General features: G+C 67.4%; 14 protein-coding genes and 1 tRNA gene. 8 read left to right on the forward strand and 7 right to left on the reverse strand.

Annotation, left to right across the window (positions count from 1 at the left end; translation table 11 throughout):
- Window positions 1-72 precede the first annotated feature (72 nt).
- From spoT to ispB, 5 genes are all read right to left on the reverse strand, one after another.
- On the reverse strand, window positions 73-2,247 hold the full coding sequence (gene spoT / locus ACESLR_RS02950; RefSeq protein WP_373054242.1) for a bifunctional GTP diphosphokinase/guanosine-3',5'-bis pyrophosphate 3'-pyrophosphohydrolase: 2,175 nt from the start codon (window positions 2,245-2,247) through the stop codon (window positions 73-75).
- A 13-nt stretch (window positions 2,248-2,260) separates the two neighbouring features.
- The gene (gene rpoZ / locus ACESLR_RS02955) at window positions 2,261-2,536 is read right to left on the reverse strand and encodes a DNA-directed RNA polymerase subunit omega (RefSeq protein ID WP_017941888.1); all 276 of its coding nucleotides are present in this window, start codon (window positions 2,534-2,536) and stop codon (window positions 2,261-2,263) included.
- Between the two features lie 57 nt (window positions 2,537-2,593).
- A complete protein-coding gene (gene gmk, locus ACESLR_RS02960; protein WP_373025177.1) occupies window positions 2,594-3,244 on the reverse strand; it encodes a guanylate kinase in 651 nt (216 codons plus the stop codon).
- 102 nt (window positions 3,245-3,346) lie between these two features.
- Window positions 3,347-3,423, reverse strand: a tRNA-Pro gene (locus ACESLR_RS02965).
- Between the two features lie 78 nt (window positions 3,424-3,501).
- Window positions 3,502-4,470 carry an octaprenyl diphosphate synthase gene (gene ispB / locus ACESLR_RS02970; protein ID WP_373025178.1) on the reverse strand — a complete coding sequence of 323 codons (969 nt, stop codon included), beginning with the start codon at window positions 4,468-4,470 and terminating at the stop codon, window positions 3,502-3,504.
- Window positions 4,471-5,091: 621 nt separating this feature from the next.
- Between ispB and rplU the strand changes: the two genes are divergently transcribed.
- The 4 genes from rplU (at window position 5,092) to proB (ending at window position 7,973) form a co-directional block, all read left to right on the forward strand.
- Window positions 5,092-5,403 (forward strand): 50S ribosomal protein L21, encoded by a 312-nt coding sequence (gene rplU, locus ACESLR_RS02975; protein ID WP_018146302.1) that lies wholly within the window; start codon window positions 5,092-5,094, stop codon window positions 5,401-5,403.
- Window positions 5,404-5,433: 30 nt separating this feature from the next.
- Window positions 5,434-5,694 (forward strand): 50S ribosomal protein L27, encoded by a 261-nt coding sequence (rpmA, locus tag ACESLR_RS02980; protein WP_017941884.1) that lies wholly within the window; start codon window positions 5,434-5,436, stop codon window positions 5,692-5,694.
- Window positions 5,695-5,772: 78 nt separating this feature from the next.
- Window positions 5,773-6,843 (forward strand): Obg family GTPase CgtA, encoded by a 1,071-nt coding sequence (gene cgtA / locus ACESLR_RS02985; RefSeq protein ID WP_373025179.1) that lies wholly within the window; start codon window positions 5,773-5,775, stop codon window positions 6,841-6,843.
- Window positions 6,840-7,973, forward strand: a complete 1,134-nt coding sequence (gene proB / locus ACESLR_RS02990) for a glutamate 5-kinase (RefSeq protein ID WP_373025180.1) — start codon at window positions 6,840-6,842, stop codon at window positions 7,971-7,973. The genes cgtA and proB overlap by 4 nt, the downstream gene beginning before the upstream one ends.
- 357 nt (window positions 7,974-8,330) lie before the next feature.
- On the opposite strand, the gene xseA is transcribed toward proB, so the two are convergent.
- Both xseA and ACESLR_RS03000 read right to left on the reverse strand, forming a co-directional pair.
- Complete coding sequence (gene xseA, locus ACESLR_RS02995) at window positions 8,331-9,740, reverse strand: exodeoxyribonuclease VII large subunit (protein ID WP_373025181.1); 1,410 nt, start codon at window positions 9,738-9,740, stop codon at window positions 8,331-8,333.
- 11 nt (window positions 9,741-9,751) lie between these two features.
- Entirely contained in the window at window positions 9,752-10,525 is a 774-nt protein-coding gene (locus tag ACESLR_RS03000) for a DUF4197 domain-containing protein (protein ID WP_373025182.1), read from the reverse strand.
- A gap of 193 nt (window positions 10,526-10,718) precedes the next feature.
- Between ACESLR_RS03000 and guaB the strand changes: the two genes are divergently transcribed.
- From guaB to ACESLR_RS03020, 4 genes are all read left to right on the forward strand, one after another.
- Window positions 10,719-12,179: an IMP dehydrogenase gene (guaB, locus tag ACESLR_RS03005; protein WP_373025183.1), complete on the forward strand. Its 1,461-nt coding sequence runs from the start codon at window positions 10,719-10,721 to the stop codon at window positions 12,177-12,179.
- A 63-nt stretch (window positions 12,180-12,242) separates the two neighbouring features.
- Window positions 12,243-13,820 carry a glutamine-hydrolyzing GMP synthase gene (gene guaA / locus ACESLR_RS03010; RefSeq protein ID WP_373025184.1) on the forward strand — a complete coding sequence of 526 codons (1,578 nt, stop codon included), beginning with the start codon at window positions 12,243-12,245 and terminating at the stop codon, window positions 13,818-13,820.
- Window positions 13,821-14,003: 183 nt separating this feature from the next.
- Window positions 14,004-14,426 carry a hypothetical protein gene (locus tag ACESLR_RS03015; RefSeq protein ID WP_373025185.1) on the forward strand — a complete coding sequence of 141 codons (423 nt, stop codon included), beginning with the start codon at window positions 14,004-14,006 and terminating at the stop codon, window positions 14,424-14,426.
- Between the two features lie 250 nt (window positions 14,427-14,676).
- Window positions 14,677-15,114 (forward strand): Hpt domain-containing protein (locus tag ACESLR_RS03020; RefSeq protein ID WP_373066627.1); only part of this gene is annotated, 438 nt, incomplete at its 3' end.

Here is a 15,114-nt window from a genome sequence, read left to right on the forward strand (position 1 = left end):
TCCGCTGCGCAGGGGGTGTCTGCAAGAAGCCCGCCCGCCGGGTGGCGGATCGACCAACGGGCGTAATCCGGCTCAGCCGCGCTGACGCGAGATGCGCAGGACGTCGGACAGCCGGCGCAGGCCCCGCATGATCTGGGCCAGATGCTGGCGGTCGCGCACGGTCAGCAGGAAGGTCATCGCCGTGGAATGGCCGTCCTGCTCGTTGAACGAGATGTGCTCGATATTGGAGCCATGGTCTGCGATGACTGCGGCCATGTCGGCGAGAGCCCCGCGGCGGTTGGCGGTACGGGTGCGCACGGCGGCGGTGAACTGCAACTGGGGCTCGTGGGACCATTCCAGCGCAATCGTGCGGTCGCCGCGATCGCGGCTTTCGTGCAGCACGTTGCGGCAGTTCTCGCGGTGGACCACCAGGCCGCGTCCGGCACTCAGCTGGCCGATGATCGGGTCGCCGGGGATCGGGTGACAGCAGCGAGCGTAATTCAGTACCAGCCCCTCGGTGCCCTTGACCGCCAGCGTCGCGGGGGGGGCGTCGGTCGCGGGCTCGGGCGTTTCCTTGCCCACCATCTGGCGGGCCACCAGCGAGGCCATGCGGTTGCCCAGGCCGATGTCGATCAGCAGGGCGTCCAGATCCTCCAGCTGCATCGCGTCCAGCATCTGATCCAGGCGCGCCGGCGAGACGCGGGCAAGGCTGGTCTCCAGGGATTCCAGGGCCTTCTCCAGCAGGCGTTCGCCAAGCGTGCGGGCCTCCTCGGACTGCATGGACTTCAGGCAGTGGCGGATGCCGGTGCGGGCCTTGCCGGTGACCACGAACGACAGCCAGGCCGGGTTGGGGCGGGCGCCGGCCGATGTGACGATCTCCACCGTCTGGCCACTTTGCAGGCGCACCGAAAGGGGTGCCAGCTGGCGGTCGATCTTGGCCGCCACGCAGCGGTTGCCAATGTCCGAGTGCACGGCGTACGCGAAGTCGATCGGGGTGGCGTCGCGCGGCAGGACGAGGATGTCGCCCCCGGGGGTAAAGGTGTAGACCTCGTCGGGGAAGAGGTCGACCTTCACGTTCTCCAGGAACTCGATGGAATTGCCCACGCTGTTCTGGATCTCGAGCACATCCTTGAGCCACTCGCGAGCCCGGCTCTGGGCGGTGCGGGTGGACTCGCCGCCAGCCTTGTACTGCCAGTGCGCGGCAATGCCGCTCTCGGCCACCCGATCCATCTCGGTGGAGCGGATCTGGACCTCGATGGGGATGCCCTGCGGACCGAACAGGATGGTGTGCAGCGACTGGTATCCGTTGGATTTGGGGATCGCGATGTAATCCTTGAAGCGCCCCGGTACCGGCTTGTAGAGGTTGTGCACCACGCCCAGGGAGCGGTAGCAGGTGTCGACGTCGTCGACGATGATGCGGATGGCGAAGACGTCGAATACGTCCTCGAACGAGTGGTGCTTGTCGCGCATCTTGCGGTAGATGCTGTACAGGCCCTTCTCGCGCCCGGAGATGCGCCCTACGATGCCGGCGGCCTCCATGCGCGAGCAGATCGCCTGCTCGATGTTCCGCATCGGCTCCCGGCGATTGCCGCCGGCGCGGTGAACGGCGCGTTCCAGCACCGCGGCACGCCAGGGGTGCTTGGCGGAAAACCCGAGTGTCTCCAGTTCGCGGCGGATGGCGTTCATGCCCAGGCGCTGCGCGATCGGGGCATAGATCTCGAGGGTTTCCTTGGCGATGCGGCGGCGCTTGTCCGGGCGCATGACGCCAAGGGTGCGCATGTTGTGCAGGCGGTCGGCCAGCTTGATCAGGATCACCCGGATGTCGCGGGTGATCGCCAGCATCATCTTGCGGAAGTTTTCCGCCTGGGCTTCGGCCCTGGACTGGAACTGCAGATGGGTCAGCTTGGACACGCCATCCACCAGTTCCGCGACCTCCTCGCCGAACTCGGTATAGATGCGGTCCTTGCTGGTGGCGGTGTCCTCCATCACGTCATGCAGGATGGCGGCGCTGATGGCCTGGTGGTCCATCCGCATCTCGGCCATGGTGCGGGCCACGGCAAGCGGGTGATAGATGTAGGGTTCGCCGGTCTTGCGGGTCTGGCCTTCGTGGGATTCCGCGCCCAGGAGATAGGCGCGATAGACCTCCTCGATCTCGTCCGGCTCGAGATAGGCCTCGAGTTCGGCACACAAATCGCTGATCAGGAATCGGGTCGAGTCGCCCGTTGCCGTCGAGACGGCCCCGGGCGCGGCTGGCTGCCCAGCGGCCATTGAAAACCCTCTCCTAGCGTTCGTCGGCTTCCAGCTGTTCCAGATGGCGGATGGTGCTGAAGTCCAGCATCTGGTTCTGGGGCCGTTCATCGTGTTCGTCGAACACCTCGGTGCCGACCACGCCAGCGGCGATCTCGCGCAGGGCGATTACCGTGGGCTTGTCGTTGTCCTCGGGGACACGCGCTTCCTTGCCGTGGGCGATGTGACGGGCCCGGCGGGCGGCCATCAGCACCAGCTGAAAGCGGTTTTCGACATTTTCGAGGCAGTCCTCGACGGTGACGCGTGCCATCGGATACTCCGGTCAGTAAGTTCTTGAAACGAGTGTAGCGGACTACACTCCAGCATGTTACGCCGACCCCGGCGCGCCCGCCAACAGATTCCCGATCGTCGGTGCGGATCGGACCTCCTGTTCCACGGTGCGCAGGCGATTGGCGCGGAAGATGCAGGCCAGATCGCGCACGGCCTGGTCAAAATCGGCGTTGACCACGGTGTGGTCGTATTCGCGGAAATGCGTGCAGTCGGATTCGGCGTCGCGCAGGCGGCGCTGGATCACGTCTTCCTCGTCCTGGCCGCGGCCGCGCAGGCGGCGTTCCAGCTCGTCGCGCGAGGGCGGCAGGATGAAGATGGAGTGGGCGTCCGGCACGGCCGCGCGCACCTGGCGCGCGCCCTGCCAGTCGATCTCCAGGATCACGTCCATGCCGGCGTCCAGGCGTTCGTCGACACTGGCCCGTGCGGTCCCGTAAAAGTTGTCGAAGACCTTGGCGTGTTCCAGCAGCTGTCCGTCCTCGATCATCCCGAGGAAGGTTTCGGCGGTGACGAAGTGGTAGTGCTGTCCGTCGACCTCGCTCGCGCGTGGCTTGCGTGTGGTGTGCGAGACCGAGACTTCCACGGCTTCCACCGATTCCAGCAGGGCGGCGACGAGGCTGGTCTTGCCGGCGCCGGACGGGGCGGAAACGATGTAGAGAGTGCCGCGAGCGGCCGGGGCATTGGCGGTCATGGACGTGTCCGCGGGATCTGTATGTGATCGGGACTTGGCGGTCTCCGGGGCGGGCCGTTTGCAGTGGGCCACAGGCCGGAGATCCAGGGTCAAGAAGAAGGTTGGTCGGAGTGAAAGGATTCGAACCTTCGACCCCTGCCTCCCGAAGGCAGTGCTCTACCAAGCTGAGCTACACTCCGAACCGAGCCCGCTATTATGCCGGGCCTCTTCGGGGCTGTCCATGCCCTCGGGCAGTGAAAATGGTTCGACCGTCCGGATCAGTGGTTGCGGCCGACGGCGAACCGGGCCAGGTCGATCAGGGCCTGACGGTGCGGGGACTCGGGGAGCGTGGAGATTGCCTCGATCGCGGCGTCGGTTTCGGCCTCGGCGCGCGAGCGGGTGTAGGCCAGGCCGTCTGTTGCGTGCACCACCTGCAGGACGGCATCGACCTGGTCGCGGCCGCCGTCCTCGATCGCGCCACGTACGATGGCCGCCTGATCGGGCGTGCCCACGCGCAGCGCATGAATCAGCGGCAGCGTGGGCTTGCCCTCGGCGAGGTCGTCGCCCATGCGCTTGCCGGTCACCGCGTCATCGGAGGAATAGTCGAGCACGTCGTCGACGAGCTGGAAGGCCGTGCCCAGATGCATGCCGTAATGAGCCAGCGCTTGCTCGTCGGTCTCCGAGCGCTCGCCCAGGATGGCACCCAGCTGGCAGGCGGCCTCGAACAGCTTGGCGGTCTTCGACTGGATCACGTGCATGTAGCGCTGCTCGTCGACCCCGGCGTCGTGGCAGTTCATCAGCTGCATCACCTCGCCCTCCGCGATCACGTTGGTCGCGTGGGAGAGGATCTCCATGACGCGCATCGAGCCGACCTCGACCATCATTTCGAACGCGCGCGAGTAGAGGAAGTCGCCGACCAGGACGGCGGCCTCGTTGCCGAAGATATGGTTGGCGGTCTCGTTGCCGCGGCGCATCTCGGAGGCGTCCACCACGTCGTCGTGCAGCAGTGTCGCGGTGTGGATGAACTCCACCACCGCCGCCAGCGTGACCGGATCCTGCCCCTGTACCCGGCAGGCGCGCGCCGACAGGGTGGCCAGCAGGGGACGCAGGCGCTTCCCGCCCGAGTGGATGATGTAGTGCCCGAGCTGGTTGATCAGTACCACCGGCGAGCTGAGGCGTTCGCGGATGCACTGGTCGACGGCCTGCATGTCGTCGGCCGCCAGTTCTCGGATCGCATCAATGGACATGGGGGTAGGCAAGCAGGCTCTAGGGAAACACTGATCCATGTACACACGCGCGCTCGAGTCGCTTTTGCGTGCGAACAAGGCGCGGCGACGGCCGTGCAGTCGTTCTGCACAAGGGAGCCGCAACGCCGTGCGCGCGTCCGCTTTCGTCAACAACGGGCGACCGAGCCCCTGCATTCAATCGCTTGTGGGGTTGGCAGCCCAGGTTCCCCGATCCTGCCTTGCGGCCCTTGCCGGTAGAGCCACTACCGGCTGCGCACCGCGCCTTGTCTCGGAAAACCTGGGGTTCCAGCGCGAGTGTGTACATGGATCAGTGTTTCCCTAGAGGTGGTCGGGAGGGGCGAAGGCATGCTAGGGAAACGCTGCCGAATGTACAAGTTCGTGCACGAGCGGGTCTCCGGATGTCGATTGGACCCGCGCCCGGGCCGCTACGGCTTGGACCGGGGCGCCGGGAGTTCGCGTGAGTCCCGGCTCCACCGCGTGCGGGCCCGCACGCGTGGCGCCCGTCCTGGTGTCTCGTCGGCATTGACCCGCGAGGGAAGCGCTGCTAGCATTTCCGCCCTTTCGCGAGACCAGTCCCAGTCGGCTGGTCCACACAAGGTATCGCAACGGAGTCCCAGGGAAATGTACGCGATCATCGCAACAGGTGGTAAACAGTACCGCGTCGCCGAAGGCGACGTGATTCGCATCGAAAAGCTCGAGGCCGAGGCCGGTTCCGAGGTCGAGTTCGACCAGGTGCTGATGGTCGGTGCGGGTGACGATGTCCGCGTCGGGGCCCCGCTGGTGGACGGTGGCAAGGTCACGGCCAAGGTCGAAGACCATGGCCGTGCCAAGAAGATCCACATCATGAAATTCCGGCGACGCAAGCACTCCCAGAAGCAGATGGGGCATCGCCAGCACTACACCACCGTGCGCATCACCGGCATCGCCGGCTGATCGGGCGCAGGCATTCAGGAGAGCTGAACCATGGCACATAAGAAGGCAGGCGGGAGTACCCGCAACGGGCGCGATTCCGAGAGCAAACGCCTGGGCGTGAAGCGCTTTGGCGGTCAGGTCGTGCGCGCCGGCAACATCCTCGTTCGTCAACGCGGGACGCAGTATCATCCCGGCGAGGGCGTGGGTTGCGGCAAGGACCATACGCTGTTCGCCAAGGTTGACGGCCAGGTCGTCTTCAAGGTGGGTGGCCCGCACAACCGCCGTTTCGTGAGCATCCAGCCGCAGCAGTAAGCCGGCCGGACAGCGAAGCGTTCGCGAAAAGCCCCGTTCGACGGGGCTTTTTTTGTTCTGTACTGCGGGAAGCAAGCAATGAAGTTCATCGACGAGGCCACCATTACCATAAAGGCCGGCGACGGCGGAAACGGCTGTGTCAGCTTCCGCCGCGAGAAGTACATCCCCTTTGGCGGACCCGACGGGGGTGACGGGGGCGATGGCGGATCGGTGTGGCTGGTGGGCGACGAGGGTTTGAATACCCTGGCCGATTTTCGCTACCAGCGCCGGTTTGATGCCCAGCGCGGCGAGAACGGCATGGGGCGGCAGCGTACCGGGTCCTCCGGCGAGGATCTGGAGATCCCCGTGCCGGTCGGCACCCAGGTACGCGATGCCGAGACCGACGAGATCCTGGGTGACGTGACCCACGAGGGCCAGCGCCTGCTGGTCGCGCAGGGTGGCTTCCACGGACTGGGCAACACGCGCTACAAGTCCTCCACCAACCAGGCGCCACGCCAGAGCAAGCCGGGCACTCCCGGCGAGCTGCGCAAGCTGTCGCTGGAGTTGATGGTGCTGGCCGATGTCGGCCTGCTGGGCCTGCCGAACGCCGGAAAGTCCACGTTGCTGGCGCGGGCCTCGGCGGCGCGGCCGAAGATCGCCGACTACCCGTTCACCACCCTGATCCCGCAACTGGGCGTGGTGCGCATCGGCGTGAACCAGAGCTTCGTGATCGCCGATATCCCCGGACTGATCGAGGGAGCGGCCGAGGGCGCGGGGCTGGGTACGCGCTTTCTCAAGCACCTGGCCCGCACCCGGTTGCTGCTGCACGTGGTGGACGTGGCCCCGCCGGATCCGGAGGCCGACCCGCTGGTGGACCTGCGCACCGCGATCACCGAACTGGAACGCCACAGTGACAATCTGGCGGCGCTGCCGCGCTGGATCGTGCTGAACAAGAAGGAGCTGCTGGATCCGGAGGACCTCGAGGCCCTGGTGGAACGCGTGCGTGCGGACCAGGGCGGGGGGCATCCGGTGTTCACGATCTCCGCGGCGACCGGCGATGGCGTGGATGTCCTGCTGCAGGCGGTCATGCGCCACATCGAGGAGACGGTGCAGGCGGCCGCCGACGCCGGCCGGCGCGACGCGATCGCCAACCCGGAGGACCCCGCGTGACAGCGCCGGGCCTGCGCGACCTCCCGGCGATCCGCCGGGTGGTGGTGAAGATCGGTAGTGCCCTGATCACGGCCGACGGCGCCGGGCTGGACCGCCCGGCGCTCGAGTCCTGGGCGCACCAGATCGCGGCGCTGCGCCGGCGCGGCCTGGAGGTGATCCTGGTCTCCAGCGGCGCAGTCGCCGAGGGCATGCGCCGGCTGGACATGGCCGAACGCCCGCACCAGCTGCACCACGTGCAGGCGGCCGCGGCAGTCGGGCAGATGGGGCTGGTGCAGGCCTACGAACGCGAGTTCGCCAGCCACGACCTGCACGCCGCGCAGGTCCTGCTGACCCACGACGACCTGGCCGATCGCTCGCGTTACCTGAATGCCCGCAGCACCATCCAGGCGTTGCTGGAGATGGGCACCATCCCGGTGGTCAACGAAAACGACACGGTCGCCTACGAGGAGATCCGGCTGGGTGACAACGACACCCTGGCCGCACTGGTGGCGAACCTGGTGGTGGCCGACCTGCTGCTGATCCTGACCGACCAGGATGGGTTGTTCGACCGCGATCCGCGCAAACATGCCGATGCGCGACTGATCCACGAGGGCCGGGCGTCGGACGCCGAGTTGCACCGCTATGTCGCGGCCGACTTCGGGCGCCTGGGGCGCGGTGGGATGGCCACCAAGCTGCTGGCCGCCGAGCGCGCGGCGCGGTCCGGCACGCATACCGTGATCGCCTCCGGTCGCGAGGCGCAGGTGATGGGGCGGGTGCTCAAGGGCGAGCCCCTGGGGACCTGGCTCAAGCCGGACCGCGAACCCCTGGCGGCGCGCAAGCGCTGGCTGGCGGATCAGCTGCATTCGCGCGGGCAGTTGCAGCTGGACGCCGGGGCCGCACGCGTGCTGCGCGAGTCGGGCAGCAGCCTGCTGCCGGTGGGGGTGGTCGGCGTCGAGGGAGATTTCCGCCGTGGCGAGGTCGTGACCTGCGTGGATCCGGATGGGGTTGCGGTGGCGCGTGGGCTCACCAATTACGCGGCCAGCGAGATCCAGCGCATCCACGGCCAGCGCGCCGATCGCATCGAGGCCGAGCTCGGCTACCTGCTGGAGCCGGAGCTGATCCACCGCGACAACCTCGTCCTGCTCTCCTGACCGACGCCGGGTGCTGCTGTCCTGCGTGGGTCTGTGGAACCACAGTTGTGGGAGCGTGCTTGCACGCGAAGCCCCTGCCAGAGTCGGACGCGGGCAGGGGCTTCGCGTGCAAGCACGCTCCCGCGGGATTTGGGGTGTGCTGAACAGGTATCCGGGTTCCCGGCGGTGGGGGCGGGCATGTTGGTGGGGTGTGCGTGACGCAGGAGATCCCGGCTCTCCGCTGCGCTGCGGCCGGGATGGCCTTGCAGGTGCTGACCCCAGGCTACCCACTTCCTTGCCCCTTCGCGCGCTTCCCGTCTTCCTGTTACACGCGATTGTCTGGGTGCCGTCGGTGGTTAGAGACCAGGAGACCGCGCCTCAGTCGTCGGTGTGGGTGCCGGTGACTTCGAGATCCAGGCGGCCACGCGCGAGGCGGGCGTTCAGGGGCTCGCCCTGGGCGGTCTGGTCCGCGCCGCGCAGGACTTCGCCCTCCGGGGTCTGCAGGATCGCGTAGCCGCGTTCCAGCACGGCCTCCGGGTCTAGCGAGCGCAGCTGGCGCGCGGTGGCCTCCAGCTGCCGCTGACGTGTCGCCAGGGCCTGATGAGCGGCGGTTTGCAGCTGGCGCTGCAGCCGCGCGAGGGCCTCGCGCCGTTGGGCGATGTCGTGGTCCGGGCACACGCGCGCGAGGCGCTGGTGCAGGTGTTCCAGGCGCATGCGCGCGGATGCCAGGCGGTTGCCGGGCGAGGCCCCGGCCAGGCGCAGCTGGGCGCGCTGCAGCCGTGCCCGGGCGCGTTCCTCGAGGCGCGACCAGGCGCGGTACATGCGTTCGCGGTGATCGTCGAGGCGCTGGGCATTGCGCTCCAGGAGCTGGCGCGGGTGGCGGCGCTCCAGGCGCGTGTGCAGGGCGGTCAGGGCCTGCTGGTGGCGTGCGATGCGCTGGCCCAGCAGTCCGGTCAGGCGTTCGCGGGCCCGTGCGAGCTGGTGGCGCAGTGTGGCGGCATCCGGGCTGACGGCCTCCGCGGCCGCGGTGGGCGTGGAGGCGCGCAGGTCGGCGACGAAGTCGGCGATGGTGGTGTCGGTCTCGTGTCCCACGCCGCTGACCACCGGGATCGGGCAGGCGGCGATGGCGCGCGCGACACTTTCCTCGTTGAACGCCTGCAGGTCCTCCAGCGAGCCGCCGCCGCGGGCGAGGATGAGTACGTCGACCCGGCCCTCGGCCGCGGCCTGTTCGAGCGCGGCGATGATCTGGGCGGCGGCCTGGGCACCCTGTACCGCGGTGGGGTAGAGCGTGACCGGGAGCAGCAACGGAAAGCGCCGTGCCAGGGTGCGCTCGATGTCGTGGCGCACGTCGCCCTGGGTGGAGGTGATGACGCCGAGGCGGTGGGTCCAGGCGGGCAGCGGCTGCTTGCGCCCCGCGTCGAACAGGCCCTCGGCGGCAAGCTTTTCCTTGAGCCGCTGGAAGGCGGCCAGCAGGCGGCCCTCGCCCGCCGGTTGCAGGGCCTCGACGATGATCTGGAACTGCCCGCGGGCGCCGTAGACCCCGGCGCGCCCGCGGATCTGGACTGCGTCGCCGTCGGCAAAGCGCGCGGCCTGGCGCGCCTTGCCGCGAAACAGCACGCAGTTCACCGAGGCGCTCTCGTCCTTCAGCGAGAAGTACTGGTGTCCCGAGGCGTACTGGCGCAGGTTGGAGACCTCGCCTTCCACGCGCACCACGCCGAGCCCGTCGCGCAGCAGCCCGTCGGCGCACTGGTTGAGCTCGGTAACGGAAAAGACGGGGGTCTCGCTCACGGTTTTCTCGGTCAAAGGCGGCTGAAGACGCGCTGGAAGACATCCGTGCCGCGCCCGATCGGATCGACCCGCAGGCGAGCCTCTTCCTCGGCCATGGCGTGGAACAGACCATTCATGGTGTGTTCCAGCACGTGGCCGGTCAGGTCCAGGCGAACGTTCGCAAGGAACGGAATGTCGCGCATGCGCGACTCCAGCTCGCGGTAGGTCGTCATGGCCTCCACGGCATCCAGGCTCTGTTCCACTTCGGGGCGCATGGCATCGGTCAGGCGCGGGCGCATGTGGGTTTTCAGGTGGCGGGTGGCGGCGTCCTCGTCGCCCAGCAGGATGCCGCGGGCGTCGCCCAGGTCCAGTGCGAAGATGGCCCGGATAAAGGGTTCCCGCGCCTGCCATACAGCGTCCTCGGCGGCGCGATTCATGCGCTCCTCCAGGGTGTCCAGCGGCGCCGCCATGCCCAGGCGTCCCAGCGAGCGGCGGGTGGTGGCGAGCACCTCGGGCAGGGGGATGCGGACGTCCGGATTGCCGAAGTAGCCGTTGCGCCGGCTGAGGGTCTCGGAGGCGGCGTGAGTCGCGATGACCAGCGCCTCGTGAACGGCCTCGATCAGCTCCGCGGTCGAGAGCCCCGAGAATTCCGGTGGGCGGGTGATGAGGGAGCGGAACATCTCCTGGCCGAAGCGCCACCAGTCGGCCCGTGCGCTCGACGCCGTGGCCAGGCCGAGGCCAGGGGCCAGCAACAGGGCGAGTGCGGTGCGTCGGGTGATGCGGGCCGGGGGCGCGCGATCGGGCATGGGGTTTCGCCTGGCGAAGGGTTCCGGGTGAACCGGCATCCTATCAGGGTGCTCCCGTAGCGTCTGCGATACGGCCCCCGGACGCGTGGGCGTGCTTGTCGCGGGAGGGTGCGAATTCTATACTGAAGGGCTATTTATCTCCCCCGGGATTTCCTTCCCCCTGCGTCCCGGCGGGTCTGTCCTGGAGTGGTGCATGCGGATACTCGGTGAAGCCCTTACCTTTGATGACGTGCTGCTGATCCCGGGGCATTCGGACGTCGTTCCGCGTGATGTCGACCTGAGTACCCGGATCACCCGCGAGATCACCCTGTCGGCGCCGGTGGTGTCGGCGGCCATGGACACGGTCACCGAGGCCAACCTGGCGATCGCCATGGCCCAGGAGGGCGGGCTCGGTATCGTGCACAAGAACATGTCGGTGGAGGCTCAGGCGGCCGAGGTCCGGCAGGTGAAGAAGTACGAAAGCGGCGTGATCAGCGAGCCGATCACCATCGGCCCGGATGCCAGCATCGGCGACGTGGTCGCGCTGACCGACGCCAATCACATCTCTGGCGTGCCGATCGTCTCCGGCAACGACCTGGTGGGCATCGTGACCTCCCGTGACCTGCGCTTCGAGACGCGCATGAATGCCCCGGTCTCGGAGATCATGACCCCGCGCGACCGGTTGGTGACCGTGCCCGAGGGGGCCGACCGCGCGCTGGTGCTGGAGCTGTTGCACAAGCACCGCATCGAGAAGGTACTGGTGGTCAACGATGACTTCCAGCTGCGCGGGATGATCACGGTCAAGGACATCCAGAAGTCCACCGAGCACCCGAATGCCTCGAAGGACGAGCGCGGCCGCCTGCGTGTAGGCGCCGCCGTCGGTGTGGGTGACGGTACGGACGAGCGCGTGGCCGCGCTGGTCGAGGCCGGGGTGGACGTGCTGGTGGTGGATACCGCCCACGGCCATTCCCAGGGCGTGCTGGACCGTGTCGCTTGGGTGAAGAAGCATTACCCGGACGTTCAGGTGATCGGTGGCAATATCGCCACTGCCGACGCCGCGAAGGCACTGGTTGCGGCGGGGGCCGATGGCGTGAAGGTTGGTATCGGGCCGGGTTCGATCTGTACCACCCGCATCGTGGCCGGTGTGGGTGTGCCGCAGATCACGGCCATTGCCGAGGTCTCCGAAGCACTGAAGGGCACCGGCGTGCCGATGATCGCCGATGGCGGCGTGCGCTTCTCCGGGGACCTGGCCAAGGCGATCGCCGCGGGCGCCGACTGCGTGATGCTGGGCTCGATGTTCGCCGGCACCGAGGAGGCCCCGGGTGAAGTCGAGCTGTACCAGGGCCGCTCCTACAAGATCTATCGCGGCATGGGATCGCTGGGTGCGATGCAGCAGGGTTCGTCGGATCGCTACTTCCAGGATCCGAACAGCTCCGCCGACAAGTTCGTGCCCGAGGGCATCGAGGGTCGCGTGCCGTACAAGGGCTCGATCGTCGCGATCATCTACCAACTGATGGGCGGGCTGCGCTCGTCCATGGGCTATGTCGGCGCGCACAACATCGAGGAGATGCGGACCAAGCCGCATTTCGTCCGCGTGACCGCCGCCGGCATGCGTGAGAGCCACGTGCACGACGTGGCGATTACCAAGGAAGCCCCGAACTACCGCATGGACTGATCCGGCCCTTGGCCGGGTCTCCGACCCTCTCCCGCCCCGCAAGCCTGGATACCGGATGACCTCATGACCCAGGATCTTCACGCCCACCGCATTCTGGTGCTGGACTTCGGCTCCCAGTACACCCAACTCATCGCCCGCCGTGTGCGCGAGGCCGGGGTCTACTCCGAGGTGCATGCCTGGGACATGCCGGCGACCGACATCCGCGCCTTCAACCCGACCGGGGTGATCCTGTCCGGCGGCCCGGAGTCGGTGAATGTCGACAACCCGCCGCGGGCCGAGGATGCGGTGTTCGAGCTCGGTGTTCCGGTGCTCGGCATCTGCTACGGGATGCAGACCATGGCGGCACAGCTGGGTGGCCGGGTCGAGCCGTCGGAGCGTCGCGAATTCGGCTACGCCCAGGTGCGCGCCCGCGGCCACACACCGCTGCTGCGTGACATCGAGGATCACACCACGCCGGAAGGCTACGGCCTGCTGGACGTGTGGATGTCGCACGGGGACCACGTGACCGCACTGCCGGAGGGCTTCCGCCTGATGGCCTCCACCGACGCCGCGCCGATCGCCGGCATGGCCGATCCGGAGCGCGGCTTCTATGGCGTGCAGTTCCACCCGGAGGTGACCCATACCACCCAGGGCCAGCGCATTATCGAGCGCTTCCTGCACGACATCTGCGGCTGCGAGGCCCTGTGGACCGCCGACAACATCATCGATGACATGGCCGCGCGGGTGCGCGAGCAGGTGGGGGACGACCACGTGGTGCTGGGCCTGTCCGGGGGCGTGGACTCCTCGGTGGTGGGCGCGCTGCTGCACAAGGCGATCGGTGACCAGCTGACCTGCGTGTTCGTGGACACGGGCCTGCTGCGCGAGGGCGAGGGCGATCAGGTGATGGCGACCTTCGCCCGCCACATGGGTGTCAATGTCATTCGCGTGGGTGCCGAGGACCGCTTCATGAATGCACTGGCCGGTATTGCGGACCCGGAGGCCAAGCGCAAGGTTATTGGCGGGCTGTTCATCGACGTGTTCGACGAGGAGGCCGCGAAGCTGAACAACGTGCAGTGGCTGGCCCAGGGCACGATCTACCCGGACGTGATCGAGTCGGCCGACTCCAGGACCGGCAAGGCCCAGGTGATCAAGTCGCACCACAACGTGGGCGGCCTGCCGGAAAACATGAAGCTGGGGCTGGTCGAGCCGCTGCGCGAGTTGTTCAAGGACGAGGTGCGCAAGATCGGCGTCGAGCTCGGCCTGCCCACCGAGATGGTCTATCGCCACCCGTTCCCCGGGCCGGGCCTGGGCGTGCGCATCCTCGGCGAGGTCAAGAAGGAATATGCCGACCTGCTGCGCCGGGCGGACGCCATCTTCATCGAGGAGCTGCGCAAGGCCGACCTGTACGACCAGACCTCGCAGGCCTTCGCGGTCTTCCTGCCGGTGAAGTCGGTGGGCGTGATGGGCGACGGCCGGCGCTACGACTACGTGGTCGCGCTGCGCGCGGTGGAGACGATCGACTTCATGACCGCCCGCTGGGCCCACCTGCCGTACGATTTCCTCGACCACGTCTCGCGCCGCATCATCAACGAGATCCCCGGCATCTCGCGCGTCACCTACGATATCTCCGGCAAGCCCCCTGCCACCATCGAGTGGGAGTGACCGGTACGAACTGGTATTCCCGGATCCAGCAGCCTGCCCAGGGGTGACCTCGTGCAACTCCACCCCCGGGCTGTTCCGGTGCGGCTTGCCCCGATGCAGCGGATCCCGTGTTCAGACCTTTCGGAACGGGGTCTTGATCGTTGCGGTGTTGCTGCTGCCGCTTCTGGTCGTACGGCCGCGTCCGTGGTCGCCGCCACGCTGGAACAGTATCGGATCGGACAACTGGCCGATGCGCCGGCACCTCCGGCACAACCCGAGGCACCGGCACACGTGCCCGATCCCGCGGCCCGCCCGTCGGGCAGGGTATTGCTCGGCCTGCCGCTCGCCACGTACCTGGACGGGCGCTATCGAGGCGTGTTTTCGGACCGGGGTGCGATGCCGGTCAATGTCCAGTTCGAACGGCGGGATCATCATTTCCACAACGTCCGTTTCCGGTCCCTGAGTTCCCGCGATGGGGGCTATCGGGCACTGGTGGAACACGAGGAACTCCATGCCGTGATGCGCCAGCACCGTCAGGCCGTCGAATACTCGAGGGCCGGCTCCTGTCGGCCATCGCCGGAGGACGTGGTGGACGACATCAATGCCTTTAACCGGCGCGACCCTTAACGGCAGCTAAAGGCAGCAAGCTGGTCTCGGCCATCCGGGACGCGCTCAATCGCGGTGTCCATCAGTGGCCGTGACATCCATGCGCGAGTACTGTTCAGCCCGGGCACATTACCATGATATGGGAAAGGGTATTCGTTCCTTGCATACCGCCCGGCTAGCTTTCTGATAGCGGATGGTCGTCAGGTAAAAGATTCATACAACATGCCGGGAAGTCCCATCAAATTGATCACTTTCAACGGGCCTGCCTGACATGTCTGCGGGGTCCGGATCCTTAGATGAGCTGCAGCGTCGGTTTGCCGAAGCGCTTCCCGACAAGCTGGAGAACCTTCGCAGCCAGTACCAGAGGCTCGACCCGTCCGACTGGGAGCCCTCCCTGGCGGAGAGCCTGCTCCATCAGCTCCATAGCCTGACCGGCAGTGCCGGTACCTTCGGCCTGGCCGCGATGTCGGCCGCTTCGCGAGAACTGGAAACCCGTATCAAGAACATTGTGGAGGCGGGCACCCCGCCAGGGCATGAGGCGTGGGCGGCCATTGGCCCCGAGCTCGTGCGCCTCGGGGATCTCGCGCACGGCCAGGCTCATGGTGTCTCCCACGGCCCGGACCCGTTTGTACTCCCCGCAAACCCGAGCCGCACGCCGGTCGTCCATTTGGTCGAGGATGACCTCGAACAGGCCGAGTATCTGGCTCGG

The sequence above is a fragment of the Thioalkalivibrio sp. genome (assembly GCF_041685615.1).
In the GTDB taxonomy this organism is placed as follows: domain Bacteria; phylum Pseudomonadota; class Gammaproteobacteria; order Ectothiorhodospirales; family Ectothiorhodospiraceae; genus Thioalkalivibrio.

Bases quoted from the DNA above. Each gene is read 5' to 3' on its own strand.
- ispB (WP_373025178.1), bottom strand. From the start codon at position 4,470: ATGTCCATTGATGCGATCCGAGAACTGGCGGCCGACGACATGCAGGCC.
- ACESLR_RS03000 (WP_373025182.1), bottom strand. From the start codon at position 10,525: ATGCCCGATCGCGCGCCCCCGGCCCGCATCACCCGACGCACCGCACTC.
- guaA (WP_373025184.1), top strand. From the start codon at position 12,243: ATGACCCAGGATCTTCACGCCCACCGCATTCTGGTGCTGGACTTCGGC.
- rplU (WP_018146302.1), top strand. From the start codon at position 5,092: ATGTACGCGATCATCGCAACAGGTGGTAAACAGTACCGCGTCGCCGAA.
- cgtA (WP_373025179.1), top strand. From the start codon at position 5,773: ATGAAGTTCATCGACGAGGCCACCATTACCATAAAGGCCGGCGACGGC.
- rpoZ (WP_017941888.1), bottom strand. From the start codon at position 2,536: ATGGCACGCGTCACCGTCGAGGACTGCCTCGAAAATGTCGAAAACCGC.
- spoT (WP_373054242.1), bottom strand. From the start codon at position 2,247: ATGGCCGCTGGGCAGCCAGCCGCGCCCGGGGCCGTCTCGACGGCAACG.
- guaB (WP_373025183.1), top strand. From the start codon at position 10,719: ATGCGGATACTCGGTGAAGCCCTTACCTTTGATGACGTGCTGCTGATC.
- gmk (WP_373025177.1), bottom strand. From the start codon at position 3,244: ATGACCGCCAATGCCCCGGCCGCTCGCGGCACTCTCTACATCGTTTCC.
- rpmA (WP_017941884.1), top strand. From the start codon at position 5,434: ATGGCACATAAGAAGGCAGGCGGGAGTACCCGCAACGGGCGCGATTCC.